Annotated in this window: 20 protein-coding genes; 1 reads left to right on the top strand and 19 read right to left on the bottom strand. The window is 59.5% G+C overall.

Features of this window, described 5'->3' with window-relative positions; all coding sequences use genetic code 11:
- Position 1: 1 nt before the first annotated feature.
- From fliG to ACA070_RS07870, 5 genes are all read right to left on the bottom strand, one after another.
- Positions 2-1,021, bottom strand: a complete 1,020-nt coding sequence (gene fliG, locus ACA070_RS07890) for a flagellar motor switch protein FliG (protein WP_007894195.1) — start codon at positions 1,019-1,021, stop codon at positions 2-4.
- Positions 1,014-2,801 (bottom strand): flagellar basal-body MS-ring/collar protein FliF, encoded by a 1,788-nt coding sequence (gene fliF / locus ACA070_RS07885; RefSeq protein WP_497450694.1) that lies wholly within the window; start codon positions 2,799-2,801, stop codon positions 1,014-1,016. The genes fliG and fliF overlap by 8 nt, the downstream gene beginning before the upstream one ends.
- A gap of 14 nt (positions 2,802-2,815) precedes the next feature.
- Complete coding sequence (fliE, locus tag ACA070_RS07880; protein WP_010456962.1) at positions 2,816-3,145, bottom strand: flagellar hook-basal body complex protein FliE; 330 nt, start codon at positions 3,143-3,145, stop codon at positions 2,816-2,818.
- Positions 3,146-3,442: 297 nt separating this feature from the next.
- Positions 3,443-4,822 carry a sigma-54-dependent transcriptional regulator gene (locus tag ACA070_RS07875; protein WP_497450693.1) on the bottom strand — a complete coding sequence of 460 codons (1,380 nt, stop codon included), beginning with the start codon at positions 4,820-4,822 and terminating at the stop codon, positions 3,443-3,445.
- A 5-nt stretch (positions 4,823-4,827) separates the two neighbouring features.
- Positions 4,828-6,051 carry a sensor histidine kinase gene (locus ACA070_RS07870; RefSeq protein ID WP_497450692.1) on the bottom strand — a complete coding sequence of 408 codons (1,224 nt, stop codon included), beginning with the start codon at positions 6,049-6,051 and terminating at the stop codon, positions 4,828-4,830.
- A 328-nt stretch (positions 6,052-6,379) separates the two neighbouring features.
- Between ACA070_RS07870 and ACA070_RS07865 the strand changes: the two genes are divergently transcribed.
- Positions 6,380-9,871 (top strand): glycosyltransferase, encoded by a 3,492-nt coding sequence (locus ACA070_RS07865; protein WP_497450691.1) that lies wholly within the window; start codon positions 6,380-6,382, stop codon positions 9,869-9,871.
- Between the two features lie 198 nt (positions 9,872-10,069).
- Here ACA070_RS07865 and ACA070_RS07860 read toward each other — a convergent pair whose 3' ends face one another.
- From ACA070_RS07860 to pseB, 14 genes are all read right to left on the bottom strand, one after another.
- Positions 10,070-11,545 (bottom strand): sigma-54 dependent transcriptional regulator, encoded by a 1,476-nt coding sequence (locus ACA070_RS07860; protein ID WP_131061623.1) that lies wholly within the window; start codon positions 11,543-11,545, stop codon positions 10,070-10,072.
- A 172-nt stretch (positions 11,546-11,717) separates the two neighbouring features.
- Positions 11,718-12,014 (bottom strand): flagellar protein FliT, encoded by a 297-nt coding sequence (gene fliT, locus ACA070_RS07855; RefSeq protein WP_497450690.1) that lies wholly within the window; start codon positions 12,012-12,014, stop codon positions 11,718-11,720.
- Between the two features lie 10 nt (positions 12,015-12,024).
- On the bottom strand, positions 12,025-12,423 hold the full coding sequence (gene fliS / locus ACA070_RS07850; protein ID WP_497450689.1) for a flagellar export chaperone FliS: 399 nt from the start codon (positions 12,421-12,423) through the stop codon (positions 12,025-12,027).
- Positions 12,424-12,557: 134 nt separating this feature from the next.
- Complete coding sequence (fliD, locus tag ACA070_RS07845) at positions 12,558-14,000, bottom strand: flagellar filament capping protein FliD (protein WP_497450688.1); 1,443 nt, start codon at positions 13,998-14,000, stop codon at positions 12,558-12,560.
- Positions 14,001-14,083: 83 nt separating this feature from the next.
- On the bottom strand, positions 14,084-14,440 hold the full coding sequence (locus ACA070_RS07840; RefSeq protein ID WP_497450687.1) for a flagellar protein FlaG: 357 nt from the start codon (positions 14,438-14,440) through the stop codon (positions 14,084-14,086).
- 70 nt (positions 14,441-14,510) lie between these two features.
- Entirely contained in the window at positions 14,511-15,362 is an 852-nt protein-coding gene (locus ACA070_RS07835; RefSeq protein WP_497450686.1) for a flagellin domain-containing protein, read from the bottom strand.
- 238 nt (positions 15,363-15,600) lie between these two features.
- Complete coding sequence (locus tag ACA070_RS07830; RefSeq protein WP_497450685.1) at positions 15,601-15,873, bottom strand: hypothetical protein; 273 nt, start codon at positions 15,871-15,873, stop codon at positions 15,601-15,603.
- Positions 15,870-17,162: a motility associated factor glycosyltransferase family protein gene (locus ACA070_RS07825; protein WP_497450684.1), complete on the bottom strand. Its 1,293-nt coding sequence runs from the start codon at positions 17,160-17,162 to the stop codon at positions 15,870-15,872. Before ACA070_RS07825 ends, ACA070_RS07830 begins: the two co-directional genes overlap by 4 nt.
- 79 nt (positions 17,163-17,241) lie before the next feature.
- A complete protein-coding gene (locus tag ACA070_RS07820; protein ID WP_497450683.1) occupies positions 17,242-18,168 on the bottom strand; it encodes a ketoacyl-ACP synthase III in 927 nt (308 codons plus the stop codon).
- 228 nt (positions 18,169-18,396) lie between these two features.
- Positions 18,397-19,449, bottom strand: coding sequence for a pseudaminic acid synthase (pseI, locus tag ACA070_RS07815; protein WP_497450682.1), 1,053 nt, complete (start codon positions 19,447-19,449; stop codon positions 18,397-18,399).
- On the bottom strand, positions 19,442-20,947 hold the full coding sequence (pseG, locus tag ACA070_RS07810) for a UDP-2,4-diacetamido-2,4,6-trideoxy-beta-L-altropyranose hydrolase (protein WP_497450681.1): 1,506 nt from the start codon (positions 20,945-20,947) through the stop codon (positions 19,442-19,444). Before pseG ends, pseI begins: the two co-directional genes overlap by 8 nt.
- A complete protein-coding gene (gene pseF / locus ACA070_RS07805) occupies positions 20,944-21,639 on the bottom strand; it encodes a pseudaminic acid cytidylyltransferase (protein WP_497450680.1) in 696 nt (231 codons plus the stop codon). Before pseF ends, pseG begins: the two co-directional genes overlap by 4 nt.
- Positions 21,640-21,645: 6 nt before the next feature.
- Positions 21,646-22,809: a UDP-4-amino-4,6-dideoxy-N-acetyl-beta-L-altrosamine transaminase gene (gene pseC, locus ACA070_RS07800; RefSeq protein WP_497450679.1), complete on the bottom strand. Its 1,164-nt coding sequence runs from the start codon at positions 22,807-22,809 to the stop codon at positions 21,646-21,648.
- A complete protein-coding gene (gene pseB / locus ACA070_RS07795; RefSeq protein ID WP_497450678.1) occupies positions 22,806-23,807 on the bottom strand; it encodes a UDP-N-acetylglucosamine 4,6-dehydratase (inverting) in 1,002 nt (333 codons plus the stop codon). Before pseB ends, pseC begins: the two co-directional genes overlap by 4 nt.
- Positions 23,808-23,820: the final 13 nt, after the last annotated feature.

Genomic DNA, 23,820 nt, shown 5'->3' with positions numbered 1-23,820 from the left:
CTTAGATCATCTCTTCGCCGCCCTTCCCGCCGAGAACGATTTCTCCGGCTTCGGCCATACGGCGGGCAATGGTGAGGATTTCTTTCTGCGCGGTTTCCACGTCGCTGACACGCACCGGGCCTTTGGCCTCGAGGTCGTCGCGCAACAGTTCGGCCGCTCGTTTGGACATGTTCTTGAAGATCTTTTCCTTGACGCCTTCGTCCGAACCCTTGAGGGCCAGTACCAGCACGTCGGAGGACACTTCGCGCAGCAACGCCTGGATTCCGCGGTCGTCGACATCGGACAGGTTGTTGAACACGAACATGAGGTCTTCGATCTGACCGGACAGGTCTTCGTCGACTTCGCGAATCGAGTCCATCAACTGACCTTCGATCGAGCTGTCGAGGAAGTTCATGATATCGGCCGCACGCTTGATACCACCCAGGGTGGTGCGCGAGGCATTCGAGTTGCCGGAGAACTGCTTCTCGAGAATCTGGTTGAGTTCTTTCAGGGCCGCCGGCTGCACGGTGTTCAGCGAGGAGACCCGCAGAATAATGTCCAGACGCACTTTGTGGTCGAAGTTGCCGAGCACTTCACCGGCCTGATCCGGGTCGAGGTACGCCACCACGATCGCCTGGATCTGCGGGTGCTCGTAACGGATCACGTCGGCGACGGCGCGCGGTTCCATCCACTTCAGGCTGTCGAGGCCGCTGGTGTTGCCGCCCAGCAGGATGCGATCGATCAGGCCGTTGGCCTTGTCTTCGCCCAGTGCCTGGGTGAGCATTTTACGCACGTAGTCATCGGAGCCGACGCCCAGGCTGGTCTGGTCGCCGACGATGTCGACGAACTCGCTCATGACCTGCTCGACCTGCTCGCGGTGCACATTGCCCATCTGGGCCATCGCCACACCCACACGCTGGACCTCTTTAGGCCCCATGTGGCGCAACACCTGGGCAGCATCGGTCGAACCCAGGGACAGCAGCAGAATCGCGGCTTTGTCGACCTTTGTCAGTTTGGCGGCAACGGCTCGGTTATCACTCATCTGCGTTAATCCACTCTTTCACGACCTGGGCCACGCGACCCGGATCTTCTGCCACCAGACTCTTGATTGCATTCAACTGTGCGTCATAGCCTTCGCTCGGGCTCGGCAGCAGGATGCTTTGCGGGCCACCGAGGCTGACGCGGTCGTTGGCCAGTTCGCCGTCCAGGCCGCCCATGCCACCGAGTTCCACGTCGCTGCCGATGCCGGCCAGCTGCTTGCCTTTGCCGCCACCGGTGATGTTGTTGAGCACCGGACGCAGCACACCGAACACCAGCACCAGGATGAACAAGACACCCAGCACTTGCTTGACGATGTCCCAGAACCACGGCTGGGAATAGAACGGAATATCAGCAATCACTTCACCGCGCTCGGCGGAGAACGGCATGTTGATCACGCTGACGCTGTCACCACGGCTGGCGTCGAAACCGACGGCGTCCTGCACCAGGCGAGTGAAGCGCGCCAATTCATCGGCGCTCCACGGCGCACGAGTGGTTTCGCCGTTGGCTGCGTTAACCTTGACTTGATCGTCCACCACTACCGACACCGACAGGCGATTCAAACGGCCCTGCTGTTGCTTGGTGTGGCTGATGGAACGGTCGAGTTCGAAGTTTTTGGTGGATTGTTGACGCTTGTCCGCCGGGTATGGCGCCAGCATCGGCTGACCGGTGGCCGGGTCCATGATTTGCTGACCGTTGGCATCGATCAACGGCTGGCCTGGCTGAACCATGCCGGCCGCCGCGGTGCTGCCACCGGTGGTTTGCGGCGCGGAGGCTGGCGATGGCGGCTGGTTGCTCAAGGCACCCGGCACACCTTGCGGGCCATTGCTGGCGGTGCGTTGCTCGTTGACCGACTGCTCGCTGCGCAACGCCGGTTGATCCGGGTTGAACTGCTCGGAGGTCGACTCGACGGCACTGAAGTCCACGTCAGCCGACACTTCGGCTTTATAGCGGTCGTTGCCCAGCACCGGTTGCAGGATGTTGTGTACGCGCTGGGTCAGCATGGTTTCCATGCGACGGCTGTAATCGAATTGCTTGCCGGCCATGGTCAGTTCGGAATTTTCCGCCTGATCCGACAGCAGGTTGCCCTTCTGGTCGACCACGGTGATCTGGGATTTGCTGAGCTCGGGAACGCTGGTCGCGACCAGGTTGATGATCGCCACCACCTGACCCGGTTCCAGCGAGCGGCCGGAATACAGTTCAACCAGAACCGAAGCGCTTGGCTTGCGTTCGTCACGCACGAACACCGAACTTTTCGGAATCGCCAGGTGCACGCGGGCACCCTTGACGTTGTTCAGGCTGGAAATGGTGCGAGCCAGTTCGCCTTCGAGGCCGCGACGATAACGGGTCGCTTCCATGAACTGACTGGTCCCCAGGCCCTGGTCCTTGTCGAGGATTTCAAAACCGATGTTGCCATCACTGGGAGTGACACCAGCGCCCGCCAGCTTTAGCCGCGCACGGGACAGATCATCGGCCTTGACCAGCAAGGCACCGGAGTTGGGTTCCACGTTGTAGGGAATATCGGCGGCGGCCAGGGTTTCCATGACCTGCTTGGCGTCCATACCGGCAAGGCTGCCGTACAGAGGCCGGTAGTCAGGCTGCTGAGACCACAGCACCACGGCAAAACCAATCGCCACGCTCGCAGCCAGGCCGACCAACAGGCCTACCTGACGCAACATGGTCATCTCGGAGAGGTTTTCCAGGAAGGACAATCCGAACAGCGGCGGTTTGCCGTCTATCGGAGTGGCCTTGGCCGGAACATTATCGGCGACTGCTTCTGCCATGACTCAATTCGTCCTTAAACCGGCATCTGCATGATGTCTTGGTATGCCTGAACCAGCTTGTTGCGCACTTGGGTCAACGCCTGAAAAGACACGCTGGCCTTCTGCGAGGAAATCATTACATCCGTCAGGTCGACACCACTTTTGCCAATCTCGAAGGCACTGGCCAACTGACTGGACGCCTGCTGAGTGTCGTTCACTTTATTGACGGCCTGACCGAGCATGTCGGAAAAGCTGCTGCCACCCAGTTCAGGGACTGCGGCAGTCGATTTAGGCGCAGACATGGCATCCATTTGCATGGAACGCATGTCCAGCATCAACCGATTAAATTCAATACCTTGGCTCATGGTCTACTCTCGTTGGCGACCCGCAATTTTTTGACACTCACTCGGCGGGTAGTGAGGTGTTAGCAACAAGGGTGCCAGCTCCGTGGCCACTCTGAACAAAAGCCCTTCCTTAGCCCTCATTCCAATCTTTCAAGCTGTAACGCAACCTGTAGCAGCTGCCGAGCAGCGCGAGGCTGCGTTCAGCTGCGAAGCAGTCGTGAAATCAGTCAACGCGGATTTTCTGTAAGACCGAGCGTTCAAACTTTACGACTGCTACGCAGCCGGACGCAGGCTTCGCCAGCTGCTACAAAAATCGAATCAAGTGGCGAACAGGTAGGCCTCCACATCCATTCCGGCGTCGCGCATCTGCGCCAGCTTGTAGCGCAAGGTGCGCGGGCTGATACCCAATCGCTCGGCGGCTTCTTTGCGACGGCCGCGTTCGGTGCGCAAGGTGTCGATGATCATCTGGAATTCACGGCGGCGCAGGTCATCACCCAAAGCGCCGGCCGATTCAGCCTCGACCTCCACGGCACGCGCCGGCGCCAAGGCCGGCAGCGGCGCACAGGCCACCGGCCCGGACAGGCAGAAATCCTGAGGCTGGATCAAACCACCCTGCTGCAAAATCAAGGCGCGCTGGATCGCGTTGTCCAGCTCACGCACGTTGCCCGGCCATGGATAACCGATCAGGCACGCCTGCGCCTCGGGCGACAGCTTCGCCGCGGCATGTTTCATTTTATTGACGTGTTTGGCCAACAGGCGCTCGGCCAGCGGCAGGATGTCGGCGGTGCGCTCGCGCAACGGACGCCAGGCCAGCGGAAACACCGACAACCGGTAGAAGAGGTCTTCACGAAACCGCCCCGCCGCCACTTCACCGGACAGATCACGGTTGGTGGTCGCCACGACCCGAATGTCCAGGGTGATCGGCTTGCGCGCGCCGACCCGTTCAACTTCGCGCTCCTGCAACACACGCAGCAACTTGGCCTGAAGCCCAAGAGGCATTTCAGAAATTTCGTCGAGCAGGATGGTTCCGCCATCGGCCTGCTCGAACTTGCCGGCCTGCGCCGCGATGGCGCCGGTGAACGAACCTTTTTCGTGACCGAACAAGGTGGCTTCGAGCATGTTGTCGGGGATCGCCGCGCAGTTGATCGCAATGAACGGCTGACTGGCGCGATGGGAGTGCTGATGGATGTAGCGCGCCAGGACTTCCTTACCGGTACCGGACTCGCCGGAGATCAACACCGTCGAATCGCTGCGCGCGACCCGCGCGGCCAGTTCCAGCAATTGCACGCTGGCCGGCTCGAAGGCGATCGGCCCTTCGCTCTCGGTCGCCCCGAGCGCGCCCAGTGCGTGCCGCGCCACCAAATCGAGCAAGGCTTTAGGCTCGAACGGCTTGACCAGGTAATCCGCCGCGCCCTGGCGCATCGCATCGACGGCCCGCTCGACGGCGCCGTGTGCAGTCATCAGCAACACCGGCAATTGCGGCTGGCGCGCCCGCAGCAAAGCGAGCAGTTGATGGCCGTCCATGCCCGGCATGTTGACGTCGCTGATCACCAAGCTGAACGCCTCATTGCCGACCGTCGCGAGCGCTTCTTCCGCCGAACCGACCGCGGTGTAATCGTGCCCCGCGAGCAGCAGCGTATCGGCCAGTGCTTCGCGTAGCGCGCGGTCGTCCTCGACCAGCAGAACCTTGATTGCCATGTCCTTCACACCGCTCCCTGAGCGTTGGGCTGTTCACCGGAAAAAAGCGGCAGGATGACCTGCGCACACGTGCCGCGACCCGGCCGCGAGCGCAGCTGCAATTCTCCCTGATGCGCACGGGCCACTGCCTTGACCACGGTCAGGCCCAGGCCGGTCCCGGTGGTTTTAGTGGTGAAAAACGGCTCGCCCAGGCGGGCGAGCACTTTGCTGTCGATGCCGCTGCCGCTGTCACTGACACACACGTGCAGGTTGTTTTCACGGGCGTAGAAATGCACCTTCAATCGGACATCGCCAGCACTGGCCTGAATCGCGTTCTCGATCAGATTGAGAATCGCGCCGACCAGGGTGTCACGGTTGCACAGTAATTCGCCGGCATGACTGTCGCACTGCCAGCGAATCGGCAGGTCCTGAACATGGGTCAGCGCCGCCGATTGCAGCGACTGCATCAGCTGCTTGGGCGTGACACGGTCAGTCAACGGCAGCTCGCCGCGAGCGAACACCAACATGTCGCGGACCTGATGTTCCAGCTCATGCAAACGCTCTTTCAGGCGCCCGGCGAAACGCTGTTGCGTGGCGACCGGCAATTCCTGCTCAGTCAAATGACTGGCGTAGAGCAAGGCAGCGGACAGCGGTGTACGAATTTGATGGGCCAACGAAGCGACCATACGACCGAGGGACGACAGGCGTTCGTGACGAGCCAGTTGATCTTGCAGATGACGGGTTTCAGTCAGGTCATTGAGCAACACCAACTGCCCAGGCTCGGCATCGAGCGAGCGAGTGGCTATCGACAGACGCCGACCGTCCTTGAGGGAGATTTCGTGACCGTCGTCTTCCCTGGGTGCAAAGCAGCGGGCAATGACATGGCGCCAGAGTTCGCCTTCGAGGGGCAGACCGAGCAACTCGCAGGCCGCCGGGTTGGCTTCGCGCACGATGCCTTGGGCATCGATGACGATGACGCCGCCAGGCAACAGATCAAGGAGGTTTTGCAGACGGTTGGCCAGGCGTTCTTTTTCCGCCAGCTCTTGCATGCGCTGAGCACTGACCACCGCCAGCTCGCCCTTGAGCTCGGTGACCCGGGCTTCAAGCATGCTGTAGGAATCGGTCAACTGGCTCGACATCTGGTTGAACAGCGAGAACGCCTGCTCAAGGCCAAGCCGGCTTGCCTGCTCTACGGACGACGGTTGCCCCGAACCATCAGGGACAGGAGACATCTGGGCGGCTGGGGGCATCGTGCTCTCTCGCTTGGCTGACCGTCAGTTAAACGGAACGTTGCGAGGGATGTAGCAATACCCGTGCCTAAAAAGATTCTTCATGGCTTGACGGGAAAGACGCTCTTGATCTTCATGAAAAAGAACTCGCTATCCCGGTGCAATCACCCGCCAGCCCACCACTGGCGTCGGTGCTCGAAGTTGGAACGCTTCCTGCTAGCCCCCCTTGGATAAGTAAGGAACAACATTTCATTGACGGTTGTGTGCCGAGGCATTTTTACGTGCTGTTGTTCAATGTGCTGCACCACGCCGAAGTCGATTTCCGCCCCCTCTTCAATTTGGTGTGAACATGACAAATACCCCCTCAGCCCAAGGTGCTTACCTGGCTTCTGAAACCCTGCCCGTCAACACACACGGCAACGCAGACCCGTTCGTCAAGGAGTGCGAAGTGCTGGTCGCGCAGCAGCCAGCTTTCGAAGACGGCGAGCCGCCAGTCGGCGTGGTCATCCACGCGTACCACCCCGAAGTGCTGCGAGACATTTTGGTCCGCTTGATTGACCTGCATGAGCGCCTGCACCTCTACGTAACCTGCGTGTCCGGGCGTGACGACACGGTACGCGCCCAGCTGGCCGCCAGCGGGCTGAGTTATTCGCTGTATCGGGTGCCCAACCACGGGAGGGATATTCTGCCATTCCTGCAGGTACTGCCGTTTTTACGTGCCGATAACATTCACGCACTGGTCAAGCTGCATACCCAGCGCCCGGACGCGGCGAACGCCTCGGCCAATGACCTTTTCGATGACCTGCTAAACCCCGTACGCTTCCGCCAATCGGTAGAACACCTTGCCGATCCGGCGCGCAATCCACTGCTCGGCACCGAGAAATACTGGCTGCCGGTCACCAGAAACCTTGATGAAAGCACCCGCACACACCTGATCACCCTGTCCGAGCGTGCTGGATTTGACCCTCGAATCATCGCCGATGCGCATTTTTTTGCCGGCACAATGTTTTTTGTGCGCACCGAAGCGCTGGCTCCCCTGGAACGGATGAACCTGACAGGCAAAGATTTCGAAACAGAACGCGACCAGCTTGAAGGCACTCTGGCACACGCCCTGGAACGCTTTTTTGGCGTGCTGGCGAATGCCGGCCAACAGCAGCGCAATATTGACCTGTATCAGCGCTGGCTGGACACCCGGCAACTGGCTGCCGCCGAGTTCGAGAGTTTGCCGGCACGACTGGCGAGCTGGCCGCGACAGCCGGACGTGTTGTTGGTGTTGACCGATACCACCGGTGACATTGCGTCGCTGCGCTCCAGCCTGGAAAGCATCGATCGCCAGCTCTATGGGGCGGCGGCCATCGTGGTGTTGTCCAATGTCGAACCGGTCGGGGTGACGCCGGCCGATAACCTGGTCTGGTTACCGCTGGCCGAATCCTGGCCCAGCCAGCTCAACGAGCTGCTGCAGGGTATCGAGGTCGACTGGTGGTACCTGCTGCGGGGCGGCGACCAACTCGATCCCCACGCGCTGCTGTTGCTCGCCGAAGGCATTGCCCTGAACCCCGGCATCAGCGCTTGTTACAGCGATGAAGACTCGCTGACCGCAACCGGCTGCCAGGACCCGGTATTCAAACCGGACCTGAACCTGGACCTGTTGCGCAGTTATCCGTATGTCGGACGAGCCCTGGCCTTCAGTCGCGAGGCCGCGCTGGATGCCAATGGCTTCGATCCCGCCTTCCCCGAACTGGCGCCCCATGACCTGCTTTATCGGCTGATTGAAGCTCATGGACTGGGCACCGTCGGGCACTTCTCCGATGTGCTGGTACACCAGGCCATAAACTTCGGCCAGTGGCTCGGCGAACCCCAGGTCATCGCGCACGCCGCGGCCATCGTCGAGGCGCACTTGCAGCGCCTGGGCGTGGCTCATGAACTGCGCGCGGGACCTTTGCCGATGATCAACCGCGTGGTTTACCAACACGCCGGGGAGCCGTTGGTGTCCATCCTTATTCCCACAAAGGACTGCCTGCCGATGCTGCTCCGCTGCATCGAAAGCATCATGGAGAAAACTCGCTATACGAATTACGAACTGATCATCATCGACAACAACAGTGAAACCGCCGAAGCCAGGGACTGGTTCGGGGGTATGGAGTGCTTGAACGACGCCAAGGTGCGCATCCTGCGTTACCCGCACCCTTTCAACTATTCGGCAATCAACAATTTTGCCGCGAGCCAGGCCCGCGGCGATTACCTGGTACTGCTCAACAATGACACCGCAGTCATTGACGGGGACTGGCTTGGCGCATTGCTCCATCACGCCCGGCGGCCGGAAGTAGGGGTAGTCGGTGCCAAATTGTTATTCCCGGACGGGACTATCCAGCATGCAGGCGTGGTACTCGGCTTGCGCGGCGTCGCAGACCACCCGTTCTTCGGCGACCCAATGCAGTCCAACGGCTACCTTCACCGTTTGCAGGTTGACCAGAATTACAGCGCGGTGACCGCCGCCTGCCTGATGATAAGCACCGAGCTGTACCGTCAGGTAGGCGGAATGGACGAGACCAGCCTGGAGGTATGCTTCAACGACGTAGATCTGTGCCTGAAAGTCGGCCAGGCCGGGCGACTGATCGTCTGGACGCCTTATGCGGTGCTCATGCACGAATCCAACGTGAGCCAGAACAAGGTCGACACGACCCGGCTGGAAGCCAAGCGCGAACGCTTCAAGCGCGAACAATCGGTGATGTACCAGCGTTGGCTGCCGCAGCTCGCCAACGACTCGGCCTACAACCGCAACCTGACCCTGGAAGGTAGCGGCTTCGCCGCCGAATCGCGCAGCGAGGCCGGCTGGCAGCCGTTCGCCAGTCGCGGGGTGCCTTACGCACTTTGTTACCCTGGCGACTCTTCCGGCTGCGGACATTATCGGGTCCGCCAGCCTTTCGCTGCCATGAAAGCCGCGCGACTGGTCGAGGGCGCGGTGAGCGATTGGGCGCTTCAACCGGTAGAGTTGGAGCGCCTGACGCCGGACACGATCATTTTCCAGCGGCAATACACGACGCCCCAGCTGGAATTCATGCAGAACACCAAGGCATTTTCCAAAGCCTTCAGGGTTTACGAGCTGGATGACTACATTCTCGACATGCCCACCGGCAACTCAAGCCGCGATCTGCCTCCCAAAGATATTGCCAGGCGCTTGAAGAAAGCCGTGGGTCTGTGCGATCGGCTGGTGGTGTCGACGCAGCCGCTGGCCAATGCACTGAAAGGTTTCAACGCCGACATTCGCGTGGTAGAAAACCGCCTGCCGAGCCAGTGGTGGAGCGGCCTGAACAGCCATCGCCAACAAGGCCGCAAGCCTCGGGTGGGCTGGGCAGGCGGCTCGGGCCACGGCGATGACTTGCAACTCATTGCCGAAGTGGTTCGTGAACTGGCAGGGGAAGTGGAATGGGTGTTTATGGGCATGTGCCCGCCGGAACTGCGTCCCTATGTCCACGAGTTCCATGGGGGTGTGAATATCGAGAAATACCCGGCACGCCTGGCCGGCTTGAACCTGGACCTGGCTTTGGCACCGCTGAAAGACACTATTTTCAACGCCTGCAAAAGCAATTTGCGGCTACTTGAATACGGCGCCTGTGGCTTCCCGGTGATCTGCTCGGACATCCTCTGTTATCGCGGTGACTTCCCGGTGACGAGGGTCAGGAACAAGCCGAAAGACTGGATTGCCGCTATTCGCGAACATCTCGCCGAACCCGTCGCCAACGCCAACGCCGGAGATGCCCTGCGCAGCGTGGTACTCGATAACTGGATGCTCAGGGACGAACACCTGTTGGCATGGCGAAACGCCTGGCTGACGGATTGAACAAGAGGCCAGCGTTCCGCGCTGGCCTTTTTTTTTGGATCTTCACCGAAATCGGGAAACACAGAAACAAGAACGCCGATTTGATTGATGATGTTCGCGCGAGCAAACACACATCTAACAAACCGGCGTTCCTGCTTCCTGGATTTCGTGAAGAACCTGAAAAAAACCGCCCATCAATGAAGGATCTGAAAACAGGCGTCAATCATCCGCCTGTTCGTCTCCATCGCGACGGCTCATGCCGTACTTGCGCATTTTTTCCACCAGCGTCGTGCGACGAATTCGCAGGCGTTCGGCGGCGCGCGCGACGATGCCATTGGCATCATCCAGCGCCTGCTGAATGAGGCCTTGTTCCAGACCACCGAGGTAGTCTTTCAGGTCCAGGCCTTCCGGCGGCAGCAGCGCATTGGCGGTGAAGTCCGGGGTATGGCCGTTGATGGCCACCCGCTCTTCCAGATCGCTGCGCAGGCTGTCGACCAGTTGCTCGTCTTCGTCATCGACGTAGCGGAATTTCTTCGGCAACTCGACCACGCCGATCACCCCGTACGGATGCATGATCGCCATGCGCTCCACCAGGTTGGCGAGTTCGCGGACGTTGCCCGGCCAGCCGTGGCGGCACAGCGACATGATCGCCGCCGAGTTGAAGCGGATCGAACCGCGCTTCTCGTGCTCCATGCGCGAGATCAACTCGTTCATCAGCAACGGGATGTCCTCGACACGTTCGCGCAGCGGCGCCATCTCGATCGGGAACACGTTCAGGCGGTAGTACAAGTCTTCGCGGAAGGTGCCGATCTCGATCATGCTTTCGAGATTCTTGTGAGTCGCCGCAATGATGCGCACATCGACGCTTTGGGTCTTGTTGCTGCCCACGCGCTCGAAGGTGCGCTCTTGCAACACGCGCAGCAGCTTGACCTGCATCGGCAGCGGCATGTCGCCGATTTCGTCGAGGAACAGGGTGCCGCCGTTGGCCAATTCGAAACGCCCGGCGCGGCTGGTGATAGCCCCGGTGAAGGCGCCCTTCTCATGACCAAACAGTTCACTTTCCAGCAACTCGGCCGGGATCGCCCCGCAGTTGACCGGAACGAACGGCGCGTCGCGACGCTTGGAGTGATAGTGCAGGTTGCGCGCGACCACTTCCTTGCCGGTACCCGACTCACCAAGGATCAGTACGCTGGCGTCGGTATCGGCCACTTGCTGCATCATCTGACGGACGTGTTGAATCGCCCGGCTGGTGCCGACAAGACTGCGGAAAAGGTTGGGTTCGCGATGTCGACCGCGCTCGCGGGCCTGGTCATACATCTCGCGATAGACCTGGGCACGGTGCAGCGAATCGAGCAACTTGCTGTAGCTGGGCGGCATTTCAAGGGTCGAAAGCACTCGGCGACGCTGGTCTTCAGGCAAGTCAACGGAAGAATTATCACCCATTAACAAAACCGGAAGGAACTCATCCCAGGTTGCGAGTGTCTTTAACAAGCCCGGAAGTGCGCCAGGAGCATTGACTGTCCCGATCAGGACACAGATCACTTCACGACTTGATGACAAAGAGCCGACAGCCTGCTGCCAGTCATGGCTACCGCAGGGTAAATTTTCTTCACCGAGAAAATTTAAAATCACCGCCAAGTCGCGGCGGCGGACGCTATCGTCATCAATCAGCAGAATTTTGGTTTCACGCCACATGCAATAGCAACTTCCCTAGTCAACTCAATGCCCAAAAGATGGGGCAAGCTAGACGCTTGCAGACACGTTATGCCTGTAGACGCCTGAAATCTGGAACCAGCCACTAGTTAAGTCAAAAAACCGTGCACAGTCAAATTTATGGCGCACTATGTTTGGATTAACCGGGGATTAATTAACCAAACAGATGGTAAACCTTTGCCGCGTTCTGTGCTTGGTGGATCTGCGACATCTCGTCGACTATCGCTTGCCTCTCCCCCATCGCCGCCTCTAGAAGCCGCTTATACACACCCAGCAACTCCTCAAGATTGTCGCGCAACGCGGCCTCGTCCACCGACGCTTCACTCAAGACGTCTTCCATGCAGGAACGACACGCCAGGTCTAACTCACCGATGGCCTCCCAATTGCGCTCGGCCAATGCACCGACCAGGGCTTCGCGGGTGTGTTCGATTCGCTGCAATACAAGACTCATGGTGATCTCCTTAAAACTGCGGACTCGTCGGCTCGGCGATGCCATCCCAGCCGTCTTTGACGGTGCGAAGCAAATCGGAGACTTCATCGAGAATGACCGGGTCGGTCTTGATGTTGGCCTCTGCCAGACGCTGCATCATGTAGATGTAGAGATTGTCCAGCCGCTCGACTTCGTCAGCCTTGTTCTCAAGGTCCAGGCCCTCACGAAGGCCGCCAATGATGCCAATGGCCTTGCTGATCAGGACGCCTTTACCCGGAATGTCGTTACGCTCCATGGCCCCTTTGGCCTGAGCGATACGATCCAGCCCACCCTCCATCAGCATCTGCACCAAACGGTACGGGCTGGCTTCGGAGACTTGAGCTTGCGCTCCAACTTTCTGATATTGCCGAAGGGCCAACATCGGATTCATGTTCTTACCTCATCACAACTCTAGGGCTCGCCTAACCAATATATCGTCTACGAGTCAAAAAACTTTAAAGCAGAAGACAAAAACCCGGCGCGTTTAAAACGCAGCCGGGTTTTTTTGTGCCATGAATTTAACGATCAGGCTTTGGCTTGAGCATTCATGGTGTCGAAGAACGAAGTAATGTTGCTCGCTGTCGCCTTCATCTGCCCGACCAAAAGGTCCATCGCATTGTACTTGGCGGTCAGCGTTGCCGTCATCGTGGTAATACGCAAGTCGAGTGCTACCTGCTGAGTACTCAGGTCGTTTTTCTGCTTGCTCAGGCTCGTATTGCGCTGGTCCAGAAGGCCGCCGGTTTGCGCGTACGGAGCGATTGCCGTCTTCATGCGGGCCAACAGACCGTTCGTGCTGGTAGTGCCGGTGAACAACGTTTGCACCTGACTGCCCAGCGACTTGTCTTTCATCGCCGTGCCGAACTTGGCGGAGTCAAAGTTCAGCGTGCCGGCCTTCTGATCGGTGGTAATACCCAACTGCGCCAGCACCGATAACTGCCCGCCAGGGCCAGGGGTGGTCAGCTCTTTACGAATATCGGCAATCAGCGTGCGCGGTAGCGAGTCACCGGTCATTGCCGCAGCGACAGTCAGCTTGCCATCTTTGTCGGCAGTGGCCTGAGTCAGCGAATTAACAGTCTTTACCAGCGTGTTGTAGGCGTCGACGAACGACTGGATCGAAGTCTGCAAACCTGTCGTGTTGGTCGCCACAGTCACCGTCGAAGTGCCCGCCGCTACCAGGGTCATGCTCAGACCGCTCACCGCAGAATTCACGGTGTTGGTTTTGCTGGTCACCGCCAGGCCATCGATTGTCAGGCTCGCATCAAGGGCCAACGCACCAATGGTACCGGCACTGGCCGGATCAGGCAGAGTCTGCCCCGGGTTTGCAGGATCGGGGATAGTCCCCATCAACTGCGTGCCGTCGATGTTCAGCCCCGCAATACCGCTGACGACCAGGTCCGAGCCCTTGCCGGTCGTGGTCGACCCGATCACCAGGCGCGAGCCAGTGCTGTCGGAGACGATGTTGGCCGAGATACCCTGGGCACTCAGCGTGGTGTTGATCGCGTCACGCGTCGATTGCAACGTTGCACCGGCAGGTATAGCAACGTTGTAGTCAGTGCCATTTTGACTGATTTTCAACGTACCAGTCGGAATGGCACTGGTCGCACCGCCTGCGAAAGAAGCACTGGCAACTTTGGAGCCGGTAGCCAGGTTGTTGACTTTAATGTTGTAAGTGCCATTGACGGCAGTATTGTCAGAGGTCGTGGTCAAGACTGTCGTTGCCGACGAAGTCGCGGCAAAACCACTGAACGCCGGGCTGGTGGCGCTGCTCAGCTTGTCCATGGCGGACTGATAGGCAGCCAGGGCACTTTTGAGCGTGCCGACACCGGAAATCTTCGACGTATTGAGGGTGGTCTGGGTTTTGATCTGGTTCTGCTTGGCCGAACTGTCGGCGGCAACCAATGCGTTAACGATCGCACTGATGTCCAGGTTGGAGCCAAGGCCCGTACCCGGTGTAATTGGACTTGCCATGTATATCTCCCTTTATGTCTGCCGCCGGTCTTTTGACCGGTCACGCCGTCACATCAACGCACAAACACGATTCATGCCAGCTGTCAGGCTTTGGCATCAAACAGAACATTGCTCGCAGTGGTCAGACTTTCCGCCAGCTTCAAGGCTTCTTCGGAAGGAATCTGTCGCACCACTTCACCGGATTCCGTGGCAATCACTTTTACAACCACTTTTCCGGACGCCTCATCAATCGAGAACTCCAGATTCCGCTTGATCGACTGGACGAACTTCTCGATCTCCCGCACAGCCAGCTTCAGCTTGTTCGGATCCGAGTCTTTACTATCAGCCACCGCCTGAACGTTATCGCTTGCGCTGCGGGGTACGCCTGCCGGTTGAGCAGCCGCCGTGTTTGCCGGATGGGCAGCCGAGTAAGACAAGTTCAGCTTCACGCTCATGTCCATATCCATCACTCCTGAAGCTAAAAAGCGAGAGAGCACGACAAGCGCACTCCCCCGCTAAAACTCGACCGAATTACTGAAGCAGCTTCAGTACAGCGGAAGGCAACTGGTTGGCTTGAGCCAGAACAGCGGTGGAAGCTTGTTGCAGAGTTTGCTGTTTGGTCAGGTTGGCAGTTTCAGCAGCGAAGTCAGTGTCTTGTACGCGACCCAGTGCAGCGGTGGCGTTTTCGTTGACGTTCTGCAGGTTGGAGATGGTGCTGGTCAGACGGTTTTGCGAAGCACCGAGGTTGGCGCGAACGGCGTTGACTGTGTCCAGAGCTCGGTCGATCGCGGTGATTGCACCGTCGATGGCCGAGAACGCTGCAGCACTGGTAGCACCGGTCAGAACGGTAGTACCCGAACCTACGGACAGGCTGGAAGCGGCGAAGCTGCTGCTCAGGGTCAGGGTGATCTGGTTAGCAGTACCGGTGTTGGAACCCACTTGCAGAGTCATGGTGCCGGCAGAGCCGTCCATCAGGTTCTTGCCGTTCAGGTTGGTGCTCTGGGCAATACGAGTCAGCTCGTCGGACAGCTGGACGAACTCGGCGTTGGTTGCAGTACGGTCAGCAGTGATGTTGGTACCGTTGCGTGCCTGTACAGCCAGTTCACGCATACGCTGCAGAATGTTGGTGGTCTCTTGCAGAGCGCCTTCAGCGGTCTGAGCCATCGAGATACCGTCGTTGGCGTTTTTGATGGCTACGGTCTGACCACGGATCTGGGCGGTCATACGAGTAGCGATCTGCAGGCCGGCGGCGTCGTCTTTAGCGCTGTTGATTTTCAGGCCGGAAGACAAGCGAGTCATGGAGGTCGACAGAGCATCCGAAGCACGGCCCAGGTTCTTTTGAACGTTCAGGGAGGCAACGTTAGTGTTTACGCCTAATGGCATGGTGAATTCCTCGTTGGTTGGGTACTGGCTTCCGGCCCTGGCAACCGCCGGGTATGGCCTAGAGAACCTTCGTAATAGTTATCGTCGCGAATGCAGGTTGCTTGAGGGCTTTTTAAAAAAAATTTGCCATCACACTGCCACCCCTACGAAAACAAAGGCTTGCAAGACACCCACGAGAGAAAAAATGACGTCAGAGAATTGCCGGCGAGCCTGAATCGCATCAGCCGGCAGTTACTGGCTAGAGGTGAGACTGACCTGCTTCCAGCAACTCGACCAATTCATACTCCATCGAATCAGCCAGTCCCAGCCAGTCCTGCGCTTCCTGAGCCGCGAACATCGACATGAGCAATTGAGCCCACTGCTGCTGGATCGCCTGAGGCATTCGGCTGAACAGCTCTTGCGACTTTTCGAAGACATCGACCATGTTCAGTGCCGCCTCCACATCGCGCCCGAGACGGAACAGCCCCGCGCACTGGCGGCAATCGTTGATGCATTGTGCGACCCCGTTCACTGCACGAACTCCTGATTGAACGTCGTACCGACAATCATTGCGCCCGCCCGACTGCTGTTGAAAAATCGCACCTGCGGGTGCCCGGCGATGTAGCGCTCGAGTTCGCACAGGTAACTGCGAAAATTCAACTGCGTGCTGACCCGCTGACCATTGCCGTCGAGCACCCAGTGCCTGGCCTGGCTGACGCCCGGCCCCAGATCGCCATCGCCCCAACCGGCATGGGTCTTGTTCATGGGAAACGCAAAGTCGGCGCCGAACAGCGTGATGCGGTCTGCGCCCATTTTTACCGCCAGGTCTACCGCCGGATGAATCACGCTGCCGCCGACGTACAGTTCAGCCTTGGACAGCTGCTGACGCAGGGCGGCATAGACCGGGCTGGCGGAATACCCGACGTAACGGGCACCCTGCCAGGCCGCCAGTACCTGCGGATCGCTCAGGGGCAGGTAAACCAGAGGGATGTCGCTTGTATCCTCGGGCGGCAGGTGCCTGAAGCCGATACGCTGGTCGATGCTGACCACGAAGTCCGGCGCGATGCCATGCTCGCGCAAGGGGCGATACGCGGTATCGACGCTGATGAACAAGGGCCGCGCCTCCTGCTCGCGCACGGCCCGAAGCGCCTCGAAATGTTGCTCGAGGCTGGGCCCCGTGGCGATGACATACACTTCCCGCCCCGGGCAGGTCGCGAACAGTTCAGCGACATCGGCATCCCGGCTGACCAATTCTAAACTCTCGGCCAGCCGCTGGATGATTTCCGGGGACTGTGGATCGAACTCGCGATTATTGAACGCCAGGTGCACTTCGCTGATCAGCCGATCGCGAATCTTGGCGTTGAAATCGTCGGCCAGCAGCATCTCGGAGGGCAAGGCGAAAAACGGCATGTAGATGTCCAGCGATTCGCCGGCATACCTCAACTCGATCCGCGGGTCGCTGAGCCAGTCTTGCTGATCGAGCAGCTGCAGCGTCAACTTGAAAATCGCACCGTTGAGGATATGCACGAACACACGCTGATGGTCGGCGCTTTCCAGCAACACGGAGGGCAAGTCACCCAACCCCGTGCCGTAGACATGCACCACCGGGCTCTCCGGGGGCAGACTGGCAGCCTGCAGGCGGGCTTCACGCGTGCGGTCATGGCGACTGGTGAGCTGAATGCCAGCGATGCTCAGCGTAGAGCCCAAACCTTCCACCAGTTTCGCCTGCTCTTCCACGCTGGCTTCGGTCATCAACCGCGCAAACAGCGCCGGCCAGCGTCGCTCTATCACCTGAGCATTGTGGTCAAAGCTGTCGCTCATATCGCCTCGCTCGCCATACAAAAAAAATAGCGCTCAAGATTACACCTTGAGCGCTATTTTTTATCCCACAAAGTTCAACTCAAGAGCGATAGATAATCGCCGACCCCCAGGACAAGCCAACGCCGAAACCACTCAGCGCAACGCGCTTCCAGTCGGAGTCCAGCACGTGCTTTTCCAGCAGCAACGGAATGCTCGACGACACGGTGTTGCCGGTCTCGACCATGTCCTTGATGAACTTCTCCGGTTCACCTTCGAAGCGGCGCGCCACGGCGTCGACAATCGCAGCGCTGCCCTGGTGAATACAGAAGGCATCGATATCGTCAGCGGTCAGCTGCGAGTCGGCCAGCAGTTCATGCAAGTGCGCCGGGACTTTGAGCAGCGCGAAGTTGAACACCTGACGACCGTTCATGTAGAACACGCCGTCGGTGACTTTCAGGTGCGGTGCACCGGAACCGTCGGTGCCGAACTTGGCTTTGCCCAGCTGCCAAGGCGCGTTTTCACCCATCCAGGTTGCGGTGGCGGCGTCGCCGAAGAGCATGGTGGTGTTGCGATCTTCCGGGTCGACGATCTTCGAATACGGGTCGGCGGTGATCAGCAAGCCATTCTTCAGGCCGGCGGCTTCCATGAAGCCCTTGATCGCGTAGATGCCATAGACGTAGCCGGAGCAGCCCAGGGAAATATCGAACGCAGCCACAGTGGTCGGCAAGCCGAGTTTGTCCTGAACGATGGCTGCGGTGTGGGGCAGGCCTTCTTCGTCACCGTTCTGGGTAACGACAATCAGTACGTCGATGGATTCGCGTTTCAGATCAGGATTGTTGGCAAACAGCGCGTTGGCTGCTTCGACACACAGGTCCGAAGTTTCCTGCCCGGCGTCTTTGCGGGGCAGGAAGGCCGAACCGATTTTCCCCAGGATGAACTCTTCATCCTTTTCGAACTTTGCACCTTGTGCGTAATTGTCCACGCCGGCTACAGGAACGTAGCTCGCAATGCTTTTTATGCCAATCATTACGGCTTCCCAATAATAAACAGCCCAATACCACCGCTCGTATCGATTCGAGGGGCGCCGACAAACAGAGAAAAACGTCGCCCCATCGAGGCGACAGCGGGAAGAATAAAAGGCTATCACTGGGCCAAACAGAGACCAGGCGCCACCTTCCCGATTAATACAATACAGTGAAGATGCGCGTTATGACTCGCAGGTCACGCTATTTTGCCGAAACAGACCGACAACGCGTTATTCGACCAACGACCAGTCCAGCGGGGTTCCACGCTTGATGGCGTGGCAGGCGCGGCGGCCCAGAAGACTTTCAGCGTGTTTGGGCGCCAGCCCAAGGCCAGGACGGATGGCACGCAGATTGACGGCGGTAAACGGCTCGCCGGCCGCCATGTCTTGCGTGACATACAGCGAGCGTCGGTACACCAAGGACTTGCACTCCACTTCGGTGACGCCGTAATGCACCTGACCCATGGCTTGCCAGGCACGCTCGGTTTCGATCACCAGGCTTTCGAGTTCGGCCGGCTCCAGGGAGAAACTGGCGTCGACACCACCGGCCGAACGGTCGAGGGTGAAGTGTTTTTCCACTACCGTCGCTCCCAGCGCTACCGCCGCCACAGACACGCCGACACCCATGGAGTGATCGGACAGCCCGACTTCGCAGCCAAACAATTCACGCAAATGTGGAATCGTGCGCACGTTGCTGTTCGCCGGGGTCGCCGGGTAGGTGCTGGTGCACTTGAGCAGCACCAGGTCCTTGCACCCCGCCTCACGGGCAGCGCGCACGGTTTCATCGAGCTCGGCGATGCTGGCCATGCCGGTGGAGATGATCAACGGCTTGCCGGTAGCGGCGACCCGGCGAATCAGCGGCAGGTCGGTGTTTTCGAAACTGGCGATCTTGTACGCCGGCACGTCCAGGCTTTCGAGGAAGTCGACGGCGCTGTCATCGAACGGCGTGGAAAACGCCAGCATGCCCAGTTCTTTGGCCCGGGCGAAAATGGGTGCGTGCCATTCCCACGGCGTATGCGCTTTCTCGTACAAGGCGTACAACGACGATCCGGCCCATAGACTGTTGGGGTCCTTGATGAAGAACTCGCCTTCGGACAGGTCAAGGGTCATGGTGTCCGCGGTGTAGGTTTGCAGCTTCAATGCATGCGCGCCGGCCTTGGCTGCGGCTTCGACGATTTGCAGCGCCATGTCCAGCGACTGGTTATGGTTGCCACTCATCTCGGCAATGATGAACGGTGGCGCATCGGCCCCGATGGAGCGGTTGCCGATCTTGAAGCTAGTCATTCTGATGATCCTTTAATACGCGCGTGAACGCGCAAGCACTCTGAGTGAAACCGGCTTCGCGAAATACCTTCTGCGACGGCTGGTTGGCCGGCAACACCTGGGCGGTGATGGCGGTCAGTTGCGGCCAGTGGGTCGTGACAAATGCCTCGCCGCGGGCCAGCAGCGCCCTGCCCCAGCCCAGGCCGATGCGATCTTCGAACAGATAAATCGAGACTTCAGCTGTAAAGCCGCGCAAGTCATAACGCAGCACACCCACAGGACCGTCATCGGCTTCGGCGATCAACAGCAAGCGCTGCGCATTATTCAAACTGGCGGTCAGCCAGTTTTGATGCGATGGCCATTCAATTACCCCGGTCTCCAGCGACCAGCGCCGCACCGCCTCGGCATTGCGTCCATCGAACAGAAGCTGCGCATCGTCTGCGGTCGCGGAGCGGATCTGCAACACCGCACCGGCCAAGGCGGCCGCCACTCGCTGCGCACCGCGGCCATCGACCAGTTGCCGCGAATGTTCGGCCAGGCTCTGGCGTAGCCCCTGATTACCCGCGACAAAACCGATGGCCTGGCGCAGTTGCTCGACGCTCACCTGCTCACGCGCGCCCAGAAAAACATGAGCGCCTGAAGTCGCCATGACCTCGCCGTTGGCCTGCTGGTTATTCGAGACCGCAATGCAAATCGTCGGCAATCCCATGGCCGCCCGCTCCCAACTGGTGCCGCCACCGGCGCCGACAAACAGGTCGGCCTCGGTCATCAGCCGGTAGAAGTCGCTGACATAACTGTGCAAACGCCAGTTCGGGCGATTCGCTGCCATGGCCTGCATCGTGTCCCAGGCCGGGTTATCGGCACCGGCAACAAAATCGACTTCCAGCGCATCGAAATCCGCCATCGCCAACATGGCGTGATGCGTCTGCATCGCCGCATCAAAGCCGCCGAAATTCACCAGCACCCGTTTGGCGTGAGGCTTGATCGAGATCGCCGGGCAGCGGAATTCATCACGCAACATGGCAAAACGAGGGCCGAGCAAGGTTAGGCAATCGGATTTGAGCAGCGAGGCGTAGGCCTGCGGCGTGCCGGACAAGTTTTGATTGAGCAACAAATCGACGCTGTATTGGCGAGTAGCAAGGTCATCCACCGCAGCGATCCGTGGCGCCCAGCGCCGGGCCGCGGTCTGCCAGTGATGGTCGAGGCCATAGTGGTCGACGATGATCCAGTCGAACGCCGGATGATTTTCCAACGCGTACGCGAGCGCGTCGATGTCCGATTGCCACGGCAGCATGGATTCGATGGCTTGCTGCGGGTCTTCATCGGGATAACGCTCCGGCAACGCGAAGGTTTCAAAACCTTCGGCCGCCAGCGCGTCCAATCGATGCCCCGGCAGCAGCCGACAGGCAAAGGCCACGTGCGAGCCCTGCTTGCGCAAGGTTCTGGCCAGGGGCAACAAGCGAGCGATATGTCCGCTGCCAATGGTCGGCGACGCGTCGGAACGAATCAGCACCCTCATTGCAGCTCACCACCGGCCTTCAGCGCGGCGTACAGGTATTCAGCGCGCTTCCAGTCTTCGAGGGTGTCGATGTCCTGCACCAGATGCCGCGGCAGAATCACCGGCAGGCTCGCCGGGGAAAACAGCACATCGCCGCGCAACCAGGCCTCGCTTCGCCCCCAGTAGAACTGACCGGCGTCTTGGAAGGCTTCGGCCAGATCCTGCGAGCGAGTGTTGCGAAATTCCGGGTACAACGATGTCAGTGCGCCCTGCTCGTCAAGGGTCAAGGCACGCTGCACAGGAAAGCCAAAACCGGCCACGGAAAACGCGAATGATTTATCCGGGTGCTGCTCCAGCACTTCAAATCCCTGACGCAGAAACCGCTCCTGCAACAGCGGCGCGGTGGCGTAGAGGCAGCAGGCATAGTCGAACGCCGCAAGCTCATTCAAGGCATGCACCATCACCGCAGCGGTGCCGGTGAAATCGTCGGCCAATGACGCCGGGCGCATGAACGGCACTTGAGCGCCGTGCGCCCGCGCGACCTCGGCGATTTCTTCATCGTCGGTGCTGACGACTACCTGATCGAACAGCGCCGAATCCAGCGCCGTACGGATCGAGCGGACGATCATCGGGACGCCGTGGAACGGCTTGAGGTTCTTGCGCGGGATACGCTTGCTGCCGCCCCGAGCCGGAATAATGGCGATGCAACTCAACAGTCACTACTCCTCTAGAACCAGCCGCCGCAGTTGCTCGACCACATAGTCCTGCTGTTCGTCGCTCAGCAAAGGAAACAGCGGAAGGCTGATCGCCTCGGCGTAATAACCCTCGGCTTGCGGAAAATCACCTTCGGCAAAACCCAGGTCACGATAGTACGGCTGCAAGTGCACCGGAATATAGTGCAGGTTCACACCGACACCGGCCGCTCGCAAGCCTTCGAACACTTGTCGATGGCTGAGATTGATGCGATCAGTCTGCAACCGCACCACGTACAAATGCCATGCCGACTCGGCCTCGGGCTGCGCATTGGGCAAGGTCAGCGGCAAATAGGCCAACAACCGGTCATAACGCGTCGCCAGTTCACGACGGCGTTCGATGAAGCCGTCAAGCTTGTTCAGCTGCGACAACCCGAGGGCCGCTTGCAGGTCGGTGATCCGGTAATTGAAACCCAGCTCGACTTGCTGGTAGTACCAGGGACCGTGGCTCGGCTCGGTCATCTGCTGCGGATCGCGGGTCATGCCGTGGCTGCGCAAGCGCTGCAAGCGCTCGGCCAGGTCCGCACGATTGGTCAGGACCATGCCGCCTTCGGCGCTGGTGATGATCTTCACCGGATGAAAACTGAACACCGTCATTGCCGCGAATTCGCCGCACCCCACTGGACGCCCGGCATAAGATGCACCCACCGCGTGGGAGGCGTCTTCGATCACCGTGAAGCCATAACGCTCGGCCAGTCCGGCGATCTTGCGCATGTCGCAGCTTTGGCCTGAGAACGCCACGGCCACCAACACCTTGGGCAGCATCCCGTCACGTTCGGCGACTTCAAGTTTCGATTCCAGTGCATAGGCATCGAGGTTCCAGGTCAGCGGATCGATGTCGACGAAATCCACCTCGGCGCCACAGTAGCGACCGCAATTGGCAGAGGCCAGAAAGGTGTTCGGCGTGGTCCACAAGCGATCGCCCGCCCCGAGCCCCGCCGCCAGGCAAGCGATGTGCAGCGCAGCAGTGGCATTGCACACCGCCACCGCGAAATCGGCCTGGCAGCGCTCGGCCATGGCCTGTTCAAAACGCTCGATGGTCGGCCCTTGAGTCAGCCAGTCAGACTGCAACACAGCAACCACCGCATCGATGTCTGCCTGATCGAGACTTTGCCGACCGTATGGAATCATGCCGGCAACTCTGCGTGCAGGTCGGCGATCTGGCCCACCGACAGGAAGTGCGGGTTGGTGTCGGAGCGGTACTCAAAGTCCTCACCCACAGGCCGGCCCTGCTGGCCTGTGTTGTCGACGGCAAAATCCACGTCGACGCTGGTGAAACGAATCGACGGCTGAATGGTGTAGTGATCGGCGAACTCCAGGGTCATGCGCGCATCATCCAGTGGCACCATCAACTCGTGCAGTTTTTCGCCCGGGCGGATGCCAACGCTCTTGTGCGGCAAGTGTTCAGCCATGCCCAACGCCAGATCGACGATGCGGATCGATGGAATCTTCGGCACAAACACTTCACCACCGTGCATGCGGGCGAAGCTGTCGAGTACGAACTGCACACCGTGATCGAGGGTGATCCAGAAGCGCGTCATGCGCTCATCGGTGATCGGCAACTCCGTTGCGCCTTCGCTGATCAGCTTGCTGAAGAACGGCACGACAGAGCCGCGCGACCCCGCCACGTTGCCATAGCGGACCACAGCAAATCGAGTTTGCTGTTCGCCGGCAATGTTGTTGGCGGCCACGAACAGTTTGTCCGACAGCAGCTTGGTCGCGCCGTACAGGTTGATCGGGCTGGCAGCCTTGTCGGTAGACAGCGCGACGACTTTCTTCACGCCGTTATCGATGGCCGCGGCAATGATGTTTTCCGCGCCATTGACGTTGGTGCGGATGCATTCGGTCGGGTTGTATTCCGCCGCCGGCACTTGCTTCAGGGCAGCGGCGTGCACCACGTAATCGATACCGCGCATGGCCTGACGCAAACGCTCGCCATCACGTACATCGCCGAGGAAGTAGCGCATGCACGGCGCATTGAACGTCTGCTGCATCTCGTACTGCTTGAGCTCGTCGCGCGAGAACACCACCACCCGTTTAGGCTGGTATTGCTCCAGCAGGCGGCGAATGAAATTGCGACCGAAGGAACCGGTGCCGCCCGAGATGAAAATCGATTTACCGTTGAACATGCCGCGAATCCTT

The organism is Pseudomonas sp. LBUM1678 (assembly GCF_059695575.1).
The sequence above is the reverse complement of the archived record's forward strand: the minus strand, read 5'-3'. Positions and strand labels throughout refer to the sequence as shown.

Bases quoted from the DNA above. Each gene is read 5' to 3' on its own strand.
- fliG (WP_007894195.1), bottom strand. From the start codon at position 1,021: ATGAGTGATAACCGAGCCGTTGCCGCCAAACTGACAAAGGTCGACAAA.
- fliF (WP_497450694.1), bottom strand. From the start codon at position 2,801: ATGGCAGAAGCAGTCGCCGATAATGTTCCGGCCAAGGCCACTCCGATA.
- fliE (WP_010456962.1), bottom strand. From the start codon at position 3,145: ATGAGCCAAGGTATTGAATTTAATCGGTTGATGCTGGACATGCGTTCC.
- ACA070_RS07875 (WP_497450693.1), bottom strand. From the start codon at position 4,822: ATGGCAATCAAGGTTCTGCTGGTCGAGGACGACCGCGCGCTACGCGAA.
- ACA070_RS07870 (WP_497450692.1), bottom strand. From the start codon at position 6,051: ATGCCCCCAGCCGCCCAGATGTCTCCTGTCCCTGATGGTTCGGGGCAA.
- ACA070_RS07865 (WP_497450691.1), top strand. From the start codon at position 6,380: ATGACAAATACCCCCTCAGCCCAAGGTGCTTACCTGGCTTCTGAAACC.
- ACA070_RS07860 (WP_131061623.1), bottom strand. From the start codon at position 11,545: ATGTGGCGTGAAACCAAAATTCTGCTGATTGATGACGATAGCGTCCGC.
- fliT (WP_497450690.1), bottom strand. From the start codon at position 12,014: ATGAGTCTTGTATTGCAGCGAATCGAACACACCCGCGAAGCCCTGGTC.
- fliS (WP_497450689.1), bottom strand. From the start codon at position 12,423: ATGAATCCGATGTTGGCCCTTCGGCAATATCAGAAAGTTGGAGCGCAA.
- fliD (WP_497450688.1), bottom strand. From the start codon at position 14,000: ATGGCAAGTCCAATTACACCGGGTACGGGCCTTGGCTCCAACCTGGAC.
- ACA070_RS07840 (WP_497450687.1), bottom strand. From the start codon at position 14,440: ATGGACATGAGCGTGAAGCTGAACTTGTCTTACTCGGCTGCCCATCCG.
- ACA070_RS07835 (WP_497450686.1), bottom strand. From the start codon at position 15,362: ATGCCATTAGGCGTAAACACTAACGTTGCCTCCCTGAACGTTCAAAAG.
- ACA070_RS07825 (WP_497450684.1), bottom strand. From the start codon at position 17,162: ATGAGCGACAGCTTTGACCACAATGCTCAGGTGATAGAGCGACGCTGG.
- ACA070_RS07820 (WP_497450683.1), bottom strand. From the start codon at position 18,168: ATGATTGGCATAAAAAGCATTGCGAGCTACGTTCCTGTAGCCGGCGTG.
- pseI (WP_497450682.1), bottom strand. From the start codon at position 19,449: ATGACTAGCTTCAAGATCGGCAACCGCTCCATCGGGGCCGATGCGCCA.
- pseG (WP_497450681.1), bottom strand. From the start codon at position 20,947: ATGAGGGTGCTGATTCGTTCCGACGCGTCGCCGACCATTGGCAGCGGA.
- pseC (WP_497450679.1), bottom strand. From the start codon at position 22,809: ATGATTCCATACGGTCGGCAAAGTCTCGATCAGGCAGACATCGATGCG.
- pseB (WP_497450678.1), bottom strand. From the start codon at position 23,807: ATGTTCAACGGTAAATCGATTTTCATCTCGGGCGGCACCGGTTCCTTC.